This window comes from Aggregicoccus sp. 17bor-14, from assembly GCF_009659535.1.
Classification (GTDB): domain Bacteria; phylum Myxococcota; class Myxococcia; order Myxococcales; family Myxococcaceae; genus Aggregicoccus.
Map to the genome: position 1 here is coordinate 458317 of NZ_VJZZ01000001.1, position 16279 is coordinate 474595.

General features: G+C 70.9%; 15 protein-coding genes. All 15 read right to left on the reverse strand.

The features are described 5' to 3' along the window. Positions 1-4: 4 nt before the first annotated feature. Positions 5-1765: an ATPase, T2SS/T4P/T4SS family gene (locus FGE12_RS02045; protein WP_153864492.1), complete on the reverse strand. Its 1761-nt coding sequence runs from the start codon at positions 1763-1765 to the stop codon at positions 5-7. Positions 1766-1870: 105 nt separating this feature from the next. Next, entirely contained in the window at positions 1871-3319 is a 1449-nt protein-coding gene (locus FGE12_RS02050) for a type II and III secretion system protein family protein (protein WP_153864493.1), read from the reverse strand. A gap of 41 nt (positions 3320-3360) precedes the next feature. Further along, positions 3361-3897, reverse strand: a complete 537-nt coding sequence (locus FGE12_RS02055) for a prepilin peptidase (RefSeq protein ID WP_153864494.1) — start codon at positions 3895-3897, stop codon at positions 3361-3363. Positions 3898-3997: 100 nt separating this feature from the next. Then, entirely contained in the window at positions 3998-4729 is a 732-nt protein-coding gene (locus tag FGE12_RS02060) for an FHA domain-containing protein (RefSeq protein WP_153864495.1), read from the reverse strand. Between the two features lie 62 nt (positions 4730-4791). After that, a complete protein-coding gene (locus FGE12_RS02065; protein ID WP_153864496.1) occupies positions 4792-7104 on the reverse strand; it encodes a hypothetical protein in 2313 nt (770 codons plus the stop codon). Then, positions 7101-8555, reverse strand: coding sequence for a YncE family protein (locus FGE12_RS02070; protein ID WP_153864497.1), 1455 nt, complete (start codon positions 8553-8555; stop codon positions 7101-7103). The genes FGE12_RS02065 and FGE12_RS02070 overlap by 4 nt, the downstream gene beginning before the upstream one ends. 112 nt (positions 8556-8667) lie before the next feature. Beyond that, the gene (gene glyS, locus FGE12_RS02075) at positions 8668-10773 is read right to left on the reverse strand and encodes a glycine--tRNA ligase subunit beta (RefSeq protein WP_194797475.1); all 2106 of its coding nucleotides are present in this window, start codon (positions 10771-10773) and stop codon (positions 8668-8670) included. Further along, positions 10763-11740 carry a glycine--tRNA ligase subunit alpha gene (glyQ, locus tag FGE12_RS02080; RefSeq protein ID WP_153864498.1) on the reverse strand — a complete coding sequence of 326 codons (978 nt, stop codon included), beginning with the start codon at positions 11738-11740 and terminating at the stop codon, positions 10763-10765. The genes glyS and glyQ overlap by 11 nt, the downstream gene beginning before the upstream one ends. Positions 11741-11862: 122 nt before the next feature. Beyond that, complete coding sequence (gene recO, locus FGE12_RS02085; RefSeq protein WP_153864499.1) at positions 11863-12597, reverse strand: DNA repair protein RecO; 735 nt, start codon at positions 12595-12597, stop codon at positions 11863-11865. 9 nt (positions 12598-12606) lie between these two features. Next, positions 12607-12996, reverse strand: a complete 390-nt coding sequence (locus tag FGE12_RS02090; RefSeq protein WP_194797476.1) for a helix-turn-helix transcriptional regulator — start codon at positions 12994-12996, stop codon at positions 12607-12609. A gap of 34 nt (positions 12997-13030) precedes the next feature. Further along, on the reverse strand, positions 13031-13798 hold the full coding sequence (tgl, locus tag FGE12_RS02095) for a social motility TPR repeat lipoprotein Tgl (RefSeq protein WP_153864500.1): 768 nt from the start codon (positions 13796-13798) through the stop codon (positions 13031-13033). Positions 13799-13854: 56 nt separating this feature from the next. Continuing rightward, positions 13855-14328 (reverse strand): social motility and stimulation tgl protein, encoded by a 474-nt coding sequence (locus tag FGE12_RS02100; protein ID WP_194797477.1) that lies wholly within the window; start codon positions 14326-14328, stop codon positions 13855-13857. An 88-nt stretch (positions 14329-14416) separates the two neighbouring features. Further along, positions 14417-15139 (reverse strand): lytic transglycosylase domain-containing protein, encoded by a 723-nt coding sequence (locus tag FGE12_RS02105; RefSeq protein ID WP_153864501.1) that lies wholly within the window; start codon positions 15137-15139, stop codon positions 14417-14419. Next, positions 15136-15483: a phasin family protein gene (locus FGE12_RS02110; RefSeq protein ID WP_153864502.1), complete on the reverse strand. Its 348-nt coding sequence runs from the start codon at positions 15481-15483 to the stop codon at positions 15136-15138. Before FGE12_RS02110 ends, FGE12_RS02105 begins: the two co-directional genes overlap by 4 nt. A gap of 177 nt (positions 15484-15660) precedes the next feature. Continuing rightward, positions 15661-16110, reverse strand: a complete 450-nt coding sequence (locus tag FGE12_RS02115; RefSeq protein ID WP_153864503.1) for a hypothetical protein — start codon at positions 16108-16110, stop codon at positions 15661-15663. Between the last annotated feature and the right edge of the window lie 169 nt (positions 16111-16279).

Here is a 16279-nt window from a genome sequence, read left to right on the forward strand (position 1 = left end):
GCGGCTAGTCCTCGCGGAAGATGCTCATGTTGACCGGCAGGCCCTTGCGCTGCAGCTCCTCGTAGAACTTCGGCACGAAGCCCGAGGCCACGAAGCGTCCGCGCACCTTGCCGTCCTCCGAGAAGCCCTCTTGCTTGAAGGTGAAGATGTCCTGCAGGGTGACGATGTCCACCTCCATCCCCGACACCTCGGTGATGAAGCAGATCTTGCGCGTGCCGTCCGAGAAGCGCGTCTGCTGCACGATGATGTGGACCGCGCTCGCGATCTGCTCGCGGATGGCCTTCACCGGCAGCTCCATCCCGGACATCAGCACCATCGTCTCGAGGCGGGCGATGGCGTCGCGCGGGGTGTTCGCGTGCAGCGTGGTGAGCGAGCCGTCGTGCCCGGTGTTCATCGCCTGCAACATGTCCAGCGTCTCGCCCGAGCGGCACTCGCCCACCACGATGCGGTCCGGGCGCATGCGCAGGCAGTTCTTCACCAGATCGCGGATGCCGATCGCGCCCTTGCCCTCGAGGTTGGGCGGGCGGCTCTCCAGCTGCACCCAGTGCTCCTGCGGCAGCTGCAGCTCGGCGGCGTCCTCCACCGTGACGATGCGCTCGTCGTCCGGGATGAACGCGCTGATGATGTTCAGCGTGGTCGTCTTGCCAGAGCCCGTGCCGCCCGAGATGACGATGTTCTTGCGCGCCTTCACGCACATCTCGAGGAACTCCGCCATCTGCGGCGTGAGCGTGCGGTACTTCACCAGGTCCTGGATCTTGAGCGAGTCCTTCTTGAACTTGCGGATGGTGATGCAGGGGCCCTTGAGCGCGAGCGGCGGGATGATCGCGTTGACGCGGCTGCCGTCCTTGAGGCGCGCATCCACCAGCGGGCTGGACTCGTCGATGCGCCGCCCGATCGGCGCCACGATGCGCTCGATCACGCCGAGCACGGCCCGGTTGGACGAGAAGCTCTTGTCCGAGAGCGTGAGCTTGCCCTTGCGCTCCACGTAGATCTGGTTCGCGTGGTTCACCATGATCTCGCTGATCTCGTCCGAGTCCAGGAAGGCCTCCAGCGGCCCGAGCCCCAGCGCCTCGTTGATCACGTCGGTGAGCAGCGCGTCGCGCGAGACGTCGTCGGGCAGCTCCCCGTCCGCCTCCATCTGGTCGAGGATGTCGCGGATGGACTTCTCGGTGCGCCGCCACAGCTCCTCGGTGCCCAGGCGGTCCATGTCCATGCGCCGCAGATCCAGGTACTCGATGAGCCGGTCGTGGATGTCCTTCTGCAGCTGCGTGTAGCGCAGCGCGCGCGCATCCACGGGGCGCTGCGCGCGCGCGAGCGCACTGGCGAGTGAGGCGGGCATGCGGCCCGCCGCCGCCACGGGGGCCTGCGGCGCGGGCTCGGGCGGGGCCGCCACCGCGGCCGCGCGCAGGGCCACGGCCGGCGGGGCCGGGTGCAGCGGCGCGGGCGTCTCGGCGCCGGCGGCCTCGCGCCTCGTACCGGGCGCCTCCACGTGCAGCACGTAGTCCCCCACGAAGATGGCGTCCGTGGGCTTCACCACCAGCGGCGCGGAGACGCGCTTGCCGTTGACGAAGGTGCCGTTCGTGGAGCGCTCGTCCACGAGCACGTACTTGCCGTCCTTCGTCACCAGGCGGCAGTGGTTCTTGGAGACGTTCCCCTTCGCGAGCACGATGTCGTTGCCCGCGAGCCGGCCGATCGTCACCTCGTCCTGGGCGAACTCCAGCTGCTGGGAGTCGCCCCCCTTCTCCGCGAGCGTGATGAGGAACATGCGCCCCAGTCTACCCCGCGGGAGAGGGCCCCTCCAGGCAGGGGCCGTACGACGAACGGCGGATGGCGCGGCCCTTCGAAATGGAGCCGCGCGCTCCCGCGCCGCTCAGTCGAAGATGTTGAAGTTCACCTCGCTGCGGGCCTGCTTGTAGCGGGTCTTCACGTCCTCGATGATCGTGCGGACCTTGTCCGAGTCCGGGTTCACGATGCGCGGGGTGACGAAGATCACCAGCTCGCGCTTGGTGGAGTCGAAGCCGCGGCTCTTGAACAGCTCGCCGATGATCGGGATGTGACCGAGGCCCGGGATCTTGCTCACCGCCTTCTGCTCGTCGTGGCTGAACACGCCGGAGAGCACGATGGTCTCGCCGTGGCGCACGGTGACGTTGGTCTTCACCTTGCGCGTGCGGAAGCCGGGCACGCTGGCCGAGCCGCCCACGGACACCGCCACGGACGTGTCGATCTCGCTCGACTCCGCCTCGATCTCCGTCTGGATGTTGCCGTTGCGATCCGCGGTGGGGCGGATGTTGAGGATGACGCCGTAGGGCTTGTACTCCACCGTGAACTGGTTGTTGGTGATGAGCGGGATCGGCACCTCGCCGCCGGCGAGGAACTCCGCCTTCTCGCCGCTCGCGCACACCAGCTTGGGCTGCGCGAGGAGGCGGCCGTAGCCGTCGTTGGTCTGGAAGCCCACGGCGAAGTCCGCGGAGCCGATGATGGCCGCCTGCGCCACGCCATCCGCGAAGCTGCCCGGGAACAGCTGCTTGTTGAAGATGGCGGAGGCGCTCACCGTGCCGGTGATGTCGGTGGGGTACTTCACGCCGTAGCGGTCGCGCGAGTTGCGGCGGATCTCCACGAACTGCACCTCGGAGAGGATCATCCGCTTGATGCCCACCGTGAGCAGGTTCTCCACCTTCTCGCCCAGCGCCTTGGTGACGAGCTCCGCCTTCTGCAGGTCCTGCTGGCTCTCCACCGAGCCCTCCAGGAAGATGGACGCCCCCACGACGTTGGCCTGGACGTTCTTGAGGCCTGCCTTCTGGAAGGCCGCGTTGAGGTTCTGCGCCACGAGCTTCTTCGCGTTCGGCGCGATCTTCACGAAGCTCTTCACGTTGGGGTACAGGTCCACCACCTGCTGGATGCGGTCCGCGTCCTGGGTCGTGTAGGCCTGGCCGTCCAGGTAGATGCGGTCGCCCACCATGCGCACGCTCACGCCCTCGATCTCGCCGAGCAGCTTGCGGATCTCCGAGATGACCTCGTTCGGATCCTGCCGCCGCACGGTCACCAGGTAGCTCAGCCGCTGCCCGGTGCCCTTCCACATCAGCAGCGTGGTCTTGCCCTCGGCGTTGCCCGTGACGAGCACCTGGCTGCCGCCCAGGCTCTTCACCTCGGCCACCGCGGGGTCGCCGATGGACATGCGCGTGACGCCGGGCGCGGAGATGACCTTCTGCGTCCCCACCCCGAGCGCGATCGTGGTGCTCTCCTGACCCGCCGCCACCCCACCCACGAGCACGGCGAGCCATGCCCCCCACAGCGCCACCTGCCTGATGCCCTTGCCCATCGTCGTCGGTCCCCTCGATTGTCCCGTTGCCTGCACGCGCCCTACCCCACCCGCCCGCTGCGCCACACCCACGTCCACGCGCAGCCCAGCAGCACCGCCACGCTGAAGGGCACCCGGCGGCGCACGGGCGCCGCGCTCCCCTCCGGCCGCAGTCCCGCCCGCACCGCCCAGCGCTGCAGCATCGCGCCCAGCGTCTCGGCCACCGCGCCCTGCCACAGCAGCGTCACCACGGCCTGGAAGAAGGCCATCAGCGACACGAAGCCCGCCACCGCGAGCACCGCCGGAAACCCCACGGCCGCGCCCACGCCCGCCATCAGGCGCACGTCGCCCGCCCCCATGCCTCCGCCGCGCGTGAAGGGCAGCAGCACGAGCGCGAGCCCCGCCGCGGCCACCACGCCGCTGAGCAGCCCGGAGTCCAGCGAGCCCACGCCCTCGAGCAGCAGCCGCAGCGCGAGCGCTCCGAAGAGCAGCACGGCCGTGAGCGCCGTCGGGATGAACTGGCGCAGCAGGTCCGTCGCGACCGCAATCACCAGGGCTACTCCCAGCGCTGTCCAGAGCGCGATCTCGGCGGGCGTCATGGAAACGCCTGCCGAGCGAGCGAGCAGGCTCGCGCCATTGAACAGGAGGGCCCCTGCGGGGTCAATTCAAGAACAGGTCACGCGCGTGGCGCGCGCCTGATCAGCGCAACACGAGCTTAATTTTCTCGTTACAGACGAAGTACTCGTCGCCCTCTTCGACGCGGCGGCGCTTGATGCGCTGCTTGTTGAACCAGGTCCCGTTGGACGAGCCGAGGTCCTCGATGAAGTAGGCATCGCCGTCGCGCACGATGACGGCGTGCTCGCGGCTCACCTTGCCCGAGTTGATCACGAAGTCGCAGTGCTTGCCGCGGCCGATGACGAAGCGGTCCTTGGTGATCTTGTCCAGCTCACCGCTCTCGGTCATCAGGTACAGCTGCAGGCCGGGCTCCGCGGCCGCCGCAGCGGGTGCGGGCAGCTGCACGGGCGCGGCGTCGGGCTCGATGCTCGCCGCCGCGGGCTCCGCGGCGCCCGGCAGGGGCAGCGCCCCGTCCTCCTCGCGATGCGAGCGCTCGTCCTCCGCGGCAGGCGCGGCCTCGGCCGCGGGCAGGCCCGGTGCCGTCTTCGGGTGCTGCAGGGGCGCGTGGCGCACGGGGGCCGGCGCGGGCGCGAACGCCGGCGTGCGAGGCACGGCCGCTGCGGCGGCGCCTGCGCTGCTGCGGGGCGCGGCGCTCGCCGCCTCGAGGAAGCCGTTGAGGCGCGCGAAGGTGAAGAGCGCCTGGTTGATCAGCGCTTCCCGCTCCGAGCCCATCTGCTCTGCCATGAGCTCGAAGGTCTCCCACAGGTGGTCGGCAATCCCGACCTGGCGTGCCGGACGCTTCGTCTGTTCCATCATCGTGTGGCCCCGGGTTTGGCAGTGTCCGGGGCGGACGATAGCAGAGCGCATGCGCCCTTCGACTACTGGAAGGGCACCACCGGCACGAGCAGGCGGCCGTTGTTCTGCGCGCCCTCAAGCGCGATCTGCAGCACGCCGTCCGCCGTGGGGTAGGCCACGTAGATGCGGTTCTTTCCCTCGATCGTGGGCTCGCCACCCCCCTCGACCGTCAGCGGGCGGCCCGGCGAGTAGACCATCGGACCCGGGATGAAGAAGCGCGTGAGGCGGGCCGCGTCCGTCGCCACCGTGAAGCTGTAGGGATCGAAGTTCGAGGCGAGCGTGTAGACGTACTTGTTGCCGCGGGTGAGCGCCTGCGGAGGCGTGCTGACCGCCACGATCTGCAGCGAGGGATTGCCGAACGTGAAGTGCGGGGCGAGGAAGTGCGGGTTCGTCCGCAGGTCCAGCTCGCCGCCCGTGCCCGCCTGCCCCACGCGGCCGAGGTACGTGTTGTCACTGTAGGCCACGAAGGGCCACACCGTGTCCTTGCCGGAGCGAACCTGGAAGAACTTCACGTCCTTGCAGGCCGCAGGGATCGTCTTCTCCGCCAGCGTGAAGGTGATGGCCGCCCCGGTCGCGAGATTGCCCGGGGTCACCGTGTCCACGTGGGCCTCCTGCACCTCGCTCGAGCCGTCGGGCTTGATCACGCGGCACAGCGTGCTCGGGTCCGAGCTGGGGAAGAACTGCACCACGTCCCCCGGGAGGATTTCCGGCGCGCCCGTGGTGGGCAGCCCGACCGCACCGCTGTGCACCAGCGTCGGGGGGACGCTGAACGTCGTGGCCTCTTGCGTGGTCGCGAAGAAGCTCGTGGTGATCGGGCCCTCGAACACGACGGACACCGTGGCGGAGTCCGTGTAGCCCTGGAAGGGGGTCAGCAAGGGGTCGTTGATCCTGATCGGGTTGCTCTTGAAGACCTCGCTGCTCTCCGGGAAGGGGGTGTTCGCTGCGTCGAGCGCCGAGGGGGGCGAGATCGTCGAGTCACGCACATCCTGATCCAGGTGGATGAGGTTCATCGCGTCGAAAGCGAAGTAGGCACCGCTGGCGTGCGCCACGATCCCGAGCAGCGGGAACTGCTGCTGCACCGGGGAAACGCCCTGGACGACCTGCACCTCGGCGCGGGGGACCAGCGTGAAGCCCGTGGGCAGCGAGAAGTCGAAGGCCAGCGGCAGCATCGGGGCGGTGAAGCCGGGGGCGGAGTCCGCGATGACCTCCTTGGTCCCGTTCGTGATCCTCGAGACCTCGGCTCGCTCGGGCACGGTGGCCGTGGCGATCTCTCCGTCCGTCGAGTTCACCGCGAGCACGCCGCCGCAACGGCTCACGCCCACGCAGGCCTCCTCGTCGATCAGCGCGAAGATGTGGTCCGCCGCCTCCTTCACCTTGGTGACCGGCTGCGGGGTCCCATTCGCGTCCGGCTCCAGCGCGGTGTACGAGAAGCGCCCGTTCGTGATGAGGCTGCGCACCGGCACCGGCTTGCGGTCCGTCTGCGCCGAGCTCAGCGGCGTGGTGTAGTTCAGCTTCAGCTCCGCCACCGCCCGCGTGGGCTCGAAGGCGAGCCGCACGGTGTCGAAGGGACGCTGCGGGTTGAGCGGGTCGGTGCTCGTCCCCTGGAACGAGCGGGTGGCCATGATCAGGCGATCCTTCAGCGTGCTCGCGTCCGCGATGCGGCCCGGCACGACCAGCAGCGCCGTCACCGGACCGTAGCCCTCGGCCGGCACGGCCACCGCGGCGCCGCTGTCGTTGGTGCCGCTCTCGATCTTCACCTCCTGGCTCACGAGCGTCTTGGGATCCACCTTCGCGAGCACCGCCGGGTCCGCCGGCAGCACCACGCGGAACAGTGAGCTGCGGCCCTGCGCCTGGGCCGCGTAGTAGAGCACGCTGTGCGTCGGGTCCGCGTAGGTGGGGCCGCGCGCCGCGAGCGCCGTCACCGCGCCCTGGGTGGGCACCGTGATCACCGTGCGCAGGTCGAGCGCGTCGGTGGAGACCACCGAGATCGCGGACTCGCTCGCGCTGCGCACGTAGACGTAGGGGCCGGTCTTCTCGGTGCCCAGGTCCGTCTGCGTCGCCTCGTAGGAGATGTCCCGGGCGAGCTTGTCCGGCCGCGCGACCACCGGCACGGAGAGCGCCTCGAGGGGGTTGGGCGCACGGATGTAGTCCACCACGGAGGGATCGATGACCTTCAGGTCATTGGTCTCCGCGGAGGTCACGAAGATGAGGCCCTGCGCCTCGACGAGGTCGTAGGTCTCCGCGAGCCCGGCCGGAGGGACCTCGTCCTGGCTGGAGCTGCAGGCCGCGCAGACGAGCAGCGCGGAGATCAGGAACGTCCTTGCAGCGCACTTCACGGGGAGCCCTCCAGGCAGTTTTCCCGGTTGTCACTCGCGCAGGCCTGCAGCGCGCCGAGCCGCGCGACCACGCGCGCGCCCTGGGGTTTGTCCACATCGTCGATGTCGATCACGCTCACCCGGCCGTCCGCGAAGTTCGCGACGTACACGCGCGCGCCCTTCTGCTGGGTGAGCGGGTCGATGATGCGCTCGTCCACGGCGAGCGCGTAGGGCTGCAGGCCCAGCTCCGGTACCTGCGCCACGATGTCGCCCACCTCGTCGTCGTAGATGGCGAGCACGCCGGCGCTGCTGCAGGTGATGAGCACCAGGTCGCCGCGCGGCTGGGTGGGGGTGCCGCGCGAGATCACCTTCACGGCGCTCGCACCCGGAGGGAGCGTGTCGATCGCGCGCACCACCGTGACCCCCAGGGTGGTGGGCGTGCTGTTGACGTGCGCGACGATCAGCGTGCTGCCGGTCGCCCGGCCTGCGAGGTACAGGCGCGTTCCCGTCGCGTTGAGCGCGAGCCCGCGCGCCTCGATGTCCGGGTAGGAGGCGCGAAGCCCCGCGTCCAGCGCCAGCGGCGGGTCGGTGCGGCGGATCGCGCGCAGCAGGAAGGGAGGCGCACCCGCGGTGCCCTGCCCACTCGTCACCGAGCGGCCGGAGAGGAAGGCGTAGTCAGGCCCCAGCGCCACCGCGTGCGCACCGGCGAGCGAGGCGCCCACGGTGAGCGGCAGGAACTGGTCGGGGGGGAGCTGCAGCAGGCCGTGCTTCGTCGGGTCCTGCAGCGCTTTCACCACCTCCTGCGCGTCCGTGCGCAGCACGTAGGTGGTCGCGGTGGCCTGGCGGTTCGTCCCCTTCTCCACCAGCGCGGACATCAGGTGCGTGACCCACAGCTCGCTGTCCGCCCCCTGCCCCACCGTCACGCCGAAGGGCGCGGGCGCCCCGGGCTGGCCGTTCGTGACGCCCTCCGCCGTGGTGAGCGTGATGGCGTGGCTCTGGCAATCGAGGCTGTCGGTGCCCACGCACTTGAGCTGGGTGCCGTTCGCCTGCACCACCTGCAGCAGGTCGCCCTCGGAGCGGCTGGGCACGAAGAGGTAGGACTGGCCGTCGCTCGGCGAGGTCCAGAGCGCCATGTCCCCGGTCATGCTCTGCACGAAGACCCGGCCGCCGTCGCCGACGTTGAGCGGCGTGGGCGCATCGCGCGGCCCCACGACCGGCTTGTCCGTGCGCTCGAAGGCCGGAAGCGCGGTGGACAGCGCGTCCAGATCCACCGCCATGACCGCGCCGGTGTCGTAGAGCTTGTCGAAGTTGCTGCTCGTCACGTACAGCAGGCCGTTGTCCTTGCCTGGGACCTTCACGTGCACCAGTGCGGACGGGTACGCGAAGCTGTCGAGCGGGGGGTTGCGCCGCGGCAGCTCGGAGCTGCACGTGGCGAGAAAGAGCAGCGCGGGGGTCAGGAAGTGTGGGCGCATCAAAGGGCCCGGAGTGTAGAAACCGGGCCCCCGGTGCGCAATCACAAAGGGGCGGCCCTCGCGGCGCCGTGTAGGTGCCGGCGGGCCCGCCCCCTCCCCTGCTGCCCCGGCGCTACGCCGACAGCTCGGCCTGGATCTTCGAGAAGTCGGCCACCTGGTTGAACAGGGTGCCGATCTCGGTGAGGAAGCGGATGCGGTTCTCGCGCAGGTCCTTGTCCTCGGCCATCACCATCACCTTGTCGAAGAAGGTGTCCACCGCGGGCTTGAGGCCGGTGATCTCCTTGAGCGCCGCCGCGTAGTCGTCCGTCTTCATCGACTCGGCCACGCGCCCGCGCGCCTGGGTGAACGCGGAGTGCAGGTGGCGCTCGGCCTCGTCCGTGAAGCGCTGGGGGCTCACCTCGCCGCCGCTCACGCCCTTGCCCTGCTTCTCCACGATGTTCGCCACGCGCTTGAAGGCCACGGCGAGCGGCGCGAAGTCCGCGCGGCCCACCAGCGGGCTGAGCGCCTGCAGGCGCCGCTGAGCGGCCACCAGGTCGTCGAAGCCCACCGCGAGCACCGCCTCGACCACGTCCGCGCGGTGCTGCTCGGTCCACAGCGCCTTGAGGCGGCCGCGGAAGAACTCGAGCACCTGCTCGCGCACGCTGGGCTCACCCGCCTTGCGCTTCACGTCCGCCACCTTGGGCTGCAGCTGCTCGAGCGCGGCGTCGACCGCCTGCGAGAGCGAGAAGCGGTAGCCGCGCGCGAGCACGATGTTGATCACCGCGAGGCACGCGCGCCGCAGCGCGAAGGGGTCCGCGGACGCGGTGGGCCCCTTGCCGATGGCGAAGATGCCGCACAGCGTGTCCAGCCGGTCCGCGATGCCGATGAGCGCGCCCGCGTCCTGCGTGGGCAGGCTGTCGCTCGCCGAGCGCGGCAGGTAGTGCTCGAAGATGGCGAGCGCCACCGGCTCGGGCTCGCCGCCCGCGCGCGCGTACTCGCGCCCCATCACGCCCTGCAGCTCGGGGAACTCACCCACCATGCCGGTGACGAGGTCCGCCTTGGCGAGCGTGGCGGCGCGCTCGATGGTGGACACCTGGTCCGCATGGCCCGTGCGCCGCGCGAGCTCGGCCGCGAGCGAGCGGAAGCGCGCCACCTTCTCCGCGTAGCTGCCCAGCTTGCCCTGCCACACCACCCGCGCGAGCTTCTCCACGCGCGCCTCGAGCGGGGTCTTGCGGTCCTCGTCGAAGAAGAAGCGCCCGTCCGCGAGCCGCGAGCGCAGCACGCGCTGGTAGCCGCGCAGGGACAGCTGCTCGTCGCGCACCGGCGTGTTGGACACGGCGATGAAGCGCGGCATCAGCTTGCCCTTCGCGTCCACGAGGCTGAAGTAGCGCTGGTGGCTCTTCATCTCCTGCACCAGCACCTCGGCGGGCAGGTCCAGGTGCCGCTCCTCGAAGGAGCCCACCACCGGGTTGGGCAGCTCCACCAGGTTCGTCACCTGGTCCACCAGCGCCTCGTCCTCGAGCAGCGCGCCGCCCGCCTTCTTGGCCGCAGCACTCACCCGCTCCACCACGAGCGCGCGGCGCTTGCTCACGTCCGCCACCACGTGCGCGCGCTCCAGCGCCGCCTCGTAGTCCGCGGGCGCCTTCAGCTCGATGCCGTCGGGCGCGAGGAAGCGGTGGCCGTGCGTGGTGCGGCCGCTCTTCACGTCGCCGAACACCACCGGCAGGACGTCGGCGCCCAGCAGCGCGACGATCCACTGCACGGGCCGCGCGAAGGCCGTCTCCACGTCGCCCCAGCGCATGGACTTGCGGAAGTTGATGCCGTGCACCGCGGCGTGCAGCACCTCGGGCAGCAGCTGCGCCGCGGGGCGCCCCTTCTCCTCCACCTTCGCCGCCAGGTACTCGCCCTTCGCCGTCTGCGTGCGCGCGAGCTTCTCCACCGGCAGCTTCACGCTCTCGGCGAACTTCTCGGCCGCCTTGGTGGGCTTGCCGTCCTTGTCGTAGGCCGCCTTGGCGCTGGGCCCCAGCACCTCGCGCGTCACGTCCTCGCTCGCGTCCGCCACGCCCTGCACCAGCACCGCGAGCCGCCGCGGCGTTCCAAACGTCCGCACCGCGCCGTGGGCGAGCCGCGCCTCGGCGAGGCGCGTGGTGATGACCCGCGTCAGGTCCTCGAGCGCCGGGCCGATGAACGAGGCGGGGATCTCCTCCGCGCCGATCTCCAACAGCAGGTCACGCGCCACGGGTGGTCTCCTCCTCGGCCTTGTTGAGCTTCACGGTCTTCCAGTAGTCGCTCGCGGGCTTGCCCTCGAGCACGGGAGGCTGCTGGCCCACCGTCCACTGCGTCTTGAGCAGCGGGTAGCCCAGCCGCTCGCGCATCTGCAGGTAGCCCTCGGCGCACAGGCGCGCGTTGTCGCGCACGCGCTTGATGAAGTTGGCGCGCTCGGTCACCGAGATGGCGCCGCGCGCGTCCAGCAGGTTGAAGGTGTGCGAGCACTTGAGCGCGAAGTCGTACGCGGGCAGCGGCAGCTTCAGCTCGATGAGCCGCTTGCACTCCTTCTCGTACGAGTCGAAGAGCGCGAACAGCTGCGCCGCGTCCGAGGCGTGCAGCGCGTACTCGCTCATCTCCACCTCGTTCGGGTGGAACACCTCGCGGTACTTCACGCCCTTCACCCACTCGATGTCGAAGACGTTCTCCACGTTCTGCAGGTACATGCAGATGCGCTCGAGCCCGTACGTCAGCTCCGCCGCCACCGGCTTGCACTCGAAGCCGCCGCACTGCTGGAAGTAGGTGAACTGGGTGACCTCCATCCCGTCACACCACACCTCCCAGCCCAGGCCCCAGGCACCCAGCGTGGGCGACTCCCAGTCGTCCTCCACGAAGCGGATGTCGTGCTCGCGCGGGTCGATGCCGATGGCCCGGATGGAGTCCAGGTAGAGCTCCTGCACGTTCTTGGGCGCAGGCTTGAGGATCACCTGGAACTGGTGGTGCTGGAACAGGCGGTTCGGGTTCTCGCCGAAGCGCCCGTCTGCGGGGCGGCGGCTGGGCTGCACGTAGGCCACGTTCCAGGGCTCGGGGCCCAGGGCGCGCAGGAAGGTGGACGGGGCCATGGTGCCCGCGCCGACCTCGAGGTCGTAGCCCTGGGTGATGATGCACCCCTGGCGGGCCCAGTGGTTCTGGAGCGTGAGGATGAGGTCCTGGAAGTACATGGAATGGGGGCTCGGTAGGCTCGGATGACGCTGCGCGGCGGACCCTATTGACGGGGTCCGGGAGCGTCAAGGACGGACGCACAGCGCCCTACCCGCACGGTGTCGGGAAGCCGAACCGAGGACTAATCGAGCCCGACCTGGGCCATGAAGTCCACGCTGCGCAGCCGCCGCCCGATGTGGTGGGCGAGGAAGGCGTTGAGCAGCGTGCGAGCGCGCGCCCGCTGCTCCGCCGGCAGCGGCGTGCGCTGGCCCTCCTGCAGCGCCCGCAGGCCCTGCAGCAGCCCCGGCGCCACCGCGCTCGCCTCGCGCGCGCGCGCAGAGCAGGGCTCGCACACCGCGCCGCCGTGGGCGGCATCGAAGCGGGGCCGCTCGCCCGGCTCCCCTCCACACAGGCTGCAGGAGTCGAAGCGCGGCATCAGCCCCGCGTGCGCGAGCGCCGCGAGCTCGAAGGCGATGAGCGAGGTGGGCCCCGCCTCCTTCGCGTCGAGCTTCCCGAGGTAGCCCTCGAGCAGCTCGAAGAGCTCCGGGTGCGGCTCGTGGTCGCGGGTGAGCTCGCGGCTGAGCTCCACCGCGTGCAGGGCGCGGGCGATGAGCGAGAGGTCCTCGCGCACGGCGTAGTAGCCGGCGCGGATGTCCGCAGAGTCCAGCCGCACGGTGCTGCCGCGCGTCTCCACCAGCTGCACGCCGATGCGCATGAAGGGCTCGAGCGCCCCGGCGAAGCGGCGCTTGCTCTTGCGCGCGCCGGCGGCGAACGCCGTCAGCTTGCCGTGCTCCCGGGTGAAGAGGGTGACGAGCCGGTCCGCCTCGCCGTAGTCCACGGTGGAGAGGACCAGGGCTTCGTCCGCGTAGCGCTCCATGGTCGTTACTTAACCGCCGAAGGGGTGGCCGAGCTTCCCGGAAGCGAGCAGCAGACCGCCCACGATCAGGGCGGCCAGGACCAGCGTCAGCGCGAGCCCCACCCAGGCCCGGGTGCGCCGCGCGTGCTCGAGCGCGGCCGGCGGCGGCTCGGAGGGGACGGTCTTGTCCATCTCCTCGTAGCGCAGCACCGCCTCCTCGGGCTCCATGCCGATCACCTGCGCGTAGGCGCGGATGTAGTTGAGCACGAAGATGCGCGCGGGCAGGCGCTCCACCTGGCCGGTCTCCAGCGCGGCGATGAGCGTGGGGGGGATCTTCGTCGCCTGCGCCACCTCGTCGCGAGACAGGCCCCGCAGCTCGCGCTGCTGGGTGAGGAAGCGTCCGAAGTCGATGTGGTCCACGAGAGCGCCTGCGGGTGGGAGGGTGAAGGGGGAACTAGAGCTGCTCGGCGAGCTGGCGGCACTCGTCCTTCAGGTCCTGGGCCTGCGCCTTCGCCTCGCAGGTGGTGAAGCTGCTCTTGGCCGCCTCCACCTGCCCCGCGCGCGCCTGGCACACGCCCTCGCGCTTGAGCGCATCCGCCGCGTCCGGGCAGGCCTCGCGGTAGCGCGCGTACTGACGGCAGGACTCCGCCGCGTCGCCCCCCTCCTCCGCGATGAGGCCGAGGTTCTTGTAGCCGAGGCAGAACTGCGGGTTCGTGGTCACCGCCGCCTTGATGTTCTGCAGCGCCTGCGCCTTGTCCCCCTTCTTGTACAGCGCCCACCCCAGGTTGTTCTGGGCGATGTACGGCGTGGGGTAGAGCATGTCGTTGAGGGCCTCCTTGTACAGCTTCACCGCCTGGTCGTAGCGCTGCAGCGAGAGGTACACGTTGCCCAGGTTCGTCTTCGCCTCGGAGAAGGTGGGCCGCACCTCGATCGCCTTCTCGTAGTGCTTGATCGCCTCCTCCGGGCGGTTGAAGGCCAGGTGCAGCAGCACGCCCATCGCGTGGTGCGCGTCCGCGTTGTCCGGGTTCAGCTCCACCGCGCGCTGGAACTCGGTGTACGCCTCCTGGATGCGCCCCTGCTGCTGGGCGAGCACGCCGAGATCGTAGCGGCTCTCGGAGCCCTGCTGCTCGCGCTCGGTGGGGGTGTGGCTGCAGCCCGTCGCGGCGGCGGCGAGGGCCAGGAGGGAGACGAGCGCGGTGCGGAGGGCGGCGGGACGGGACATTCGGAGGCGGCTCCTGCGAGGGGCGGCGGGGGAAAGCGCGGGGTCGGAGGCGGCGTCTAGAAGGAAGCGAGCAGGCGGCCCAGCTGCGCGGCGGCGGAGCGCTTCTCCTCCGCGCGGCTGCGCGGCGCCTTGCCCGGCGCGACGAGCGAGGGATCCTTGAGGAAGGCGGGCAGCGTGCGCAGCAGCTCGTCCTGCTGCGCGGGCGGCAGGGTGCGGAAGCGCGCGTCGTCCATCATGAAGCCGAGCGACTCGACGAACGCGAGCGCCTCGCCCTCCTCGTCCGCGTAGCGCGCCGCAGGCACGGCGCCCGCGTCCGAGACGTAGACGGCGCAGTCGGCGGTCTCGCCCAGGTACAGGTAGACGAAGACGCGCAGGCCGGCCGCCACGCGCAGCCCCACGATGAAGGCCTGGGCGGGCCCGGCCGCCTTGCCGGGGATGGCCACGTGCGGGCTGTTGATCGACTGGTGCAGCGACGCCACCTGCTCGCGGGTGGTGGGCAGCCCGCGGTAGCGGGGATCGATCGTGAACACGGTGCCTCCCTCGAAGCGCTGCTGCCCCCTTAGCCCAAGGGGCCCGCCCCCACAAGGCGATGCGGGCGCGTGCGCGAGCCCCTCGCGCTCACTCGGCGGCGGCAGCGTCCTCGAGCTCGCGCTGGGCGAGGGCCCAGTCGCCGCCCAGCCCCTCGCCCTCGCGGAAGCGGCGGAAGTCGCGGCGCACCAGGCGCGGGTAGCGGCGGAACACGTCCAGCTCGCCCTCCTTCATCGCCTGGCGGATGCGGTCCGGCCCGGCGTTGTAGGCCATCAGCGCGAGGTCCAGGTCCCCGAAGCGGTCGTGCAGGTTGCGCAGGTAGCGGATGCCCAGGCGCACGCAGAGCGCGGGGTCCGCCGCCACCTCCTCGCGCGACAGGCGCAGGCCCTGCTTCTCGGCGAGGAAGTGCAGCGTGCTGGGCTTGATCTGCATCAGCCCGCGCGCGCCCTTGTCCGAGACGGCGCCCTCGTCGAAGTCGCTCTCCACGTCGATCAGCGCGAGCACCAGGAGCGGATCGTACCCCGCCCTGCCCGCCTCCTCGGCGATCGCCTGGCCGAGCTGCCGGCGCAGGGTGAGGCCGAAGGCGGGCGCGCGCTTGGTGAGCACGGTGTCGATGATCGCCGCGTCCGGGGACGGCGCCTCCACGGCGAGCTCCACCGGGGCCGGCGGGGCGAGCGCCTCCAGCGTCGCCCCCACGCGCGCGGCGAGCACCAGGGCGAGCCCCGCGAACAGCGGAAGCTTCGCGCACCCGGCGCTCCAGGCGTGAATCCAGCGGAAGAACGCCTCCCCGCGCGCGGGGATGGCGCTCCTCAACGCGTGTCCTCCAGGGCCTGGATGCGCTGGGCGATGCGCTCCAGGCGGGCCGAGACCTCCTGCAGCTCCTCGCGCCGCGGCAGCTTCATGCGGCCCAGGGCCCGGCGCACGCCCTCCTCCACGTTGCGCTCCAGGTCGCGCCGCTGGCTCACCAGGCGCTCCGTGAGCTCGCGCGCGTGGCGGCGCACCTCGTCCTGGCTCCAGCCGGCAGCCCCCGTGACGCGCTGCACCGCGCGGGCGGCCTCCTCCTCGGCGTTGGAGACCGCGAGCAGCGCCTGGCCCCACAGCCGCTCGAAGGTCTCGGCCAGGGGGCGCTTCTCGCGCGGGGTCTCGGGGCTGTCCATGGGGCGGTCTCCGGGAGGGGGGCTGGGACGGCGGCCGCAGGCGGGCCGCCAGGGCGGTCCGGTTGCGGCGGGAACGTACGTGCTCCAGGGTAAATCACAGCCCCCCGGGGCTTGGGAACGGAGGAGCCCTCGCACCGGGGCCCCCGTCCACCCACAGACACTGACCGGAGGACCGGCCTAGGCGCGCGGCTCGCTCTTGGCCGAGGGCTTCTTGCCCCCGAGCAGCGTGTCCAGCTTGCGCGAGAGCTTGCCCAGCTCGCGGTTGATCTCCTTCACCTGCGTCTGGCTCGCCACGCCCACCGCCTCGACCACGCGGGTCTGCAGGCCGTCCAGGCGCTTCTTCACCTCGGCGCCCGCCTGGTTCGCCTTCTTGCCCAGCTCGCGCACGCGCGCGCTCTCCAGCGGGTTGAACTCGCCCGAGTTGATGCGGCCCAGCAGGCCCTCGAGCTCCTTGCGCGAGTCCGCGCCGCGGGCCGCGAGGTTCTTGAGCACCTTCTCGGCCTCCTTCTCGAGCCCCGCGATGCGCTTCTGCGCCTCGCCCAGCTGGCCCTTCACGAACGCCTCGAGCTGCGAGCCGTTGCCCGCTGCCGCCTTGCCGCTGCTGCCGTTCTTCGCCGTCGTCGCCATGGTGTGTCTCCTCCCCAGGTAGTGGCCTTTGCCCGGCCAGTCCCCCGGCCATAACGCGATGCGCCATAGAGCGTCAAGGGGTCCTGACGCGCAGCGTCGGCTGGACAAAAACAAACCGCCGCCCCGGCAGATGGCCGGGACGGCGGTGGGTGCTACCGATTCTGGGGTG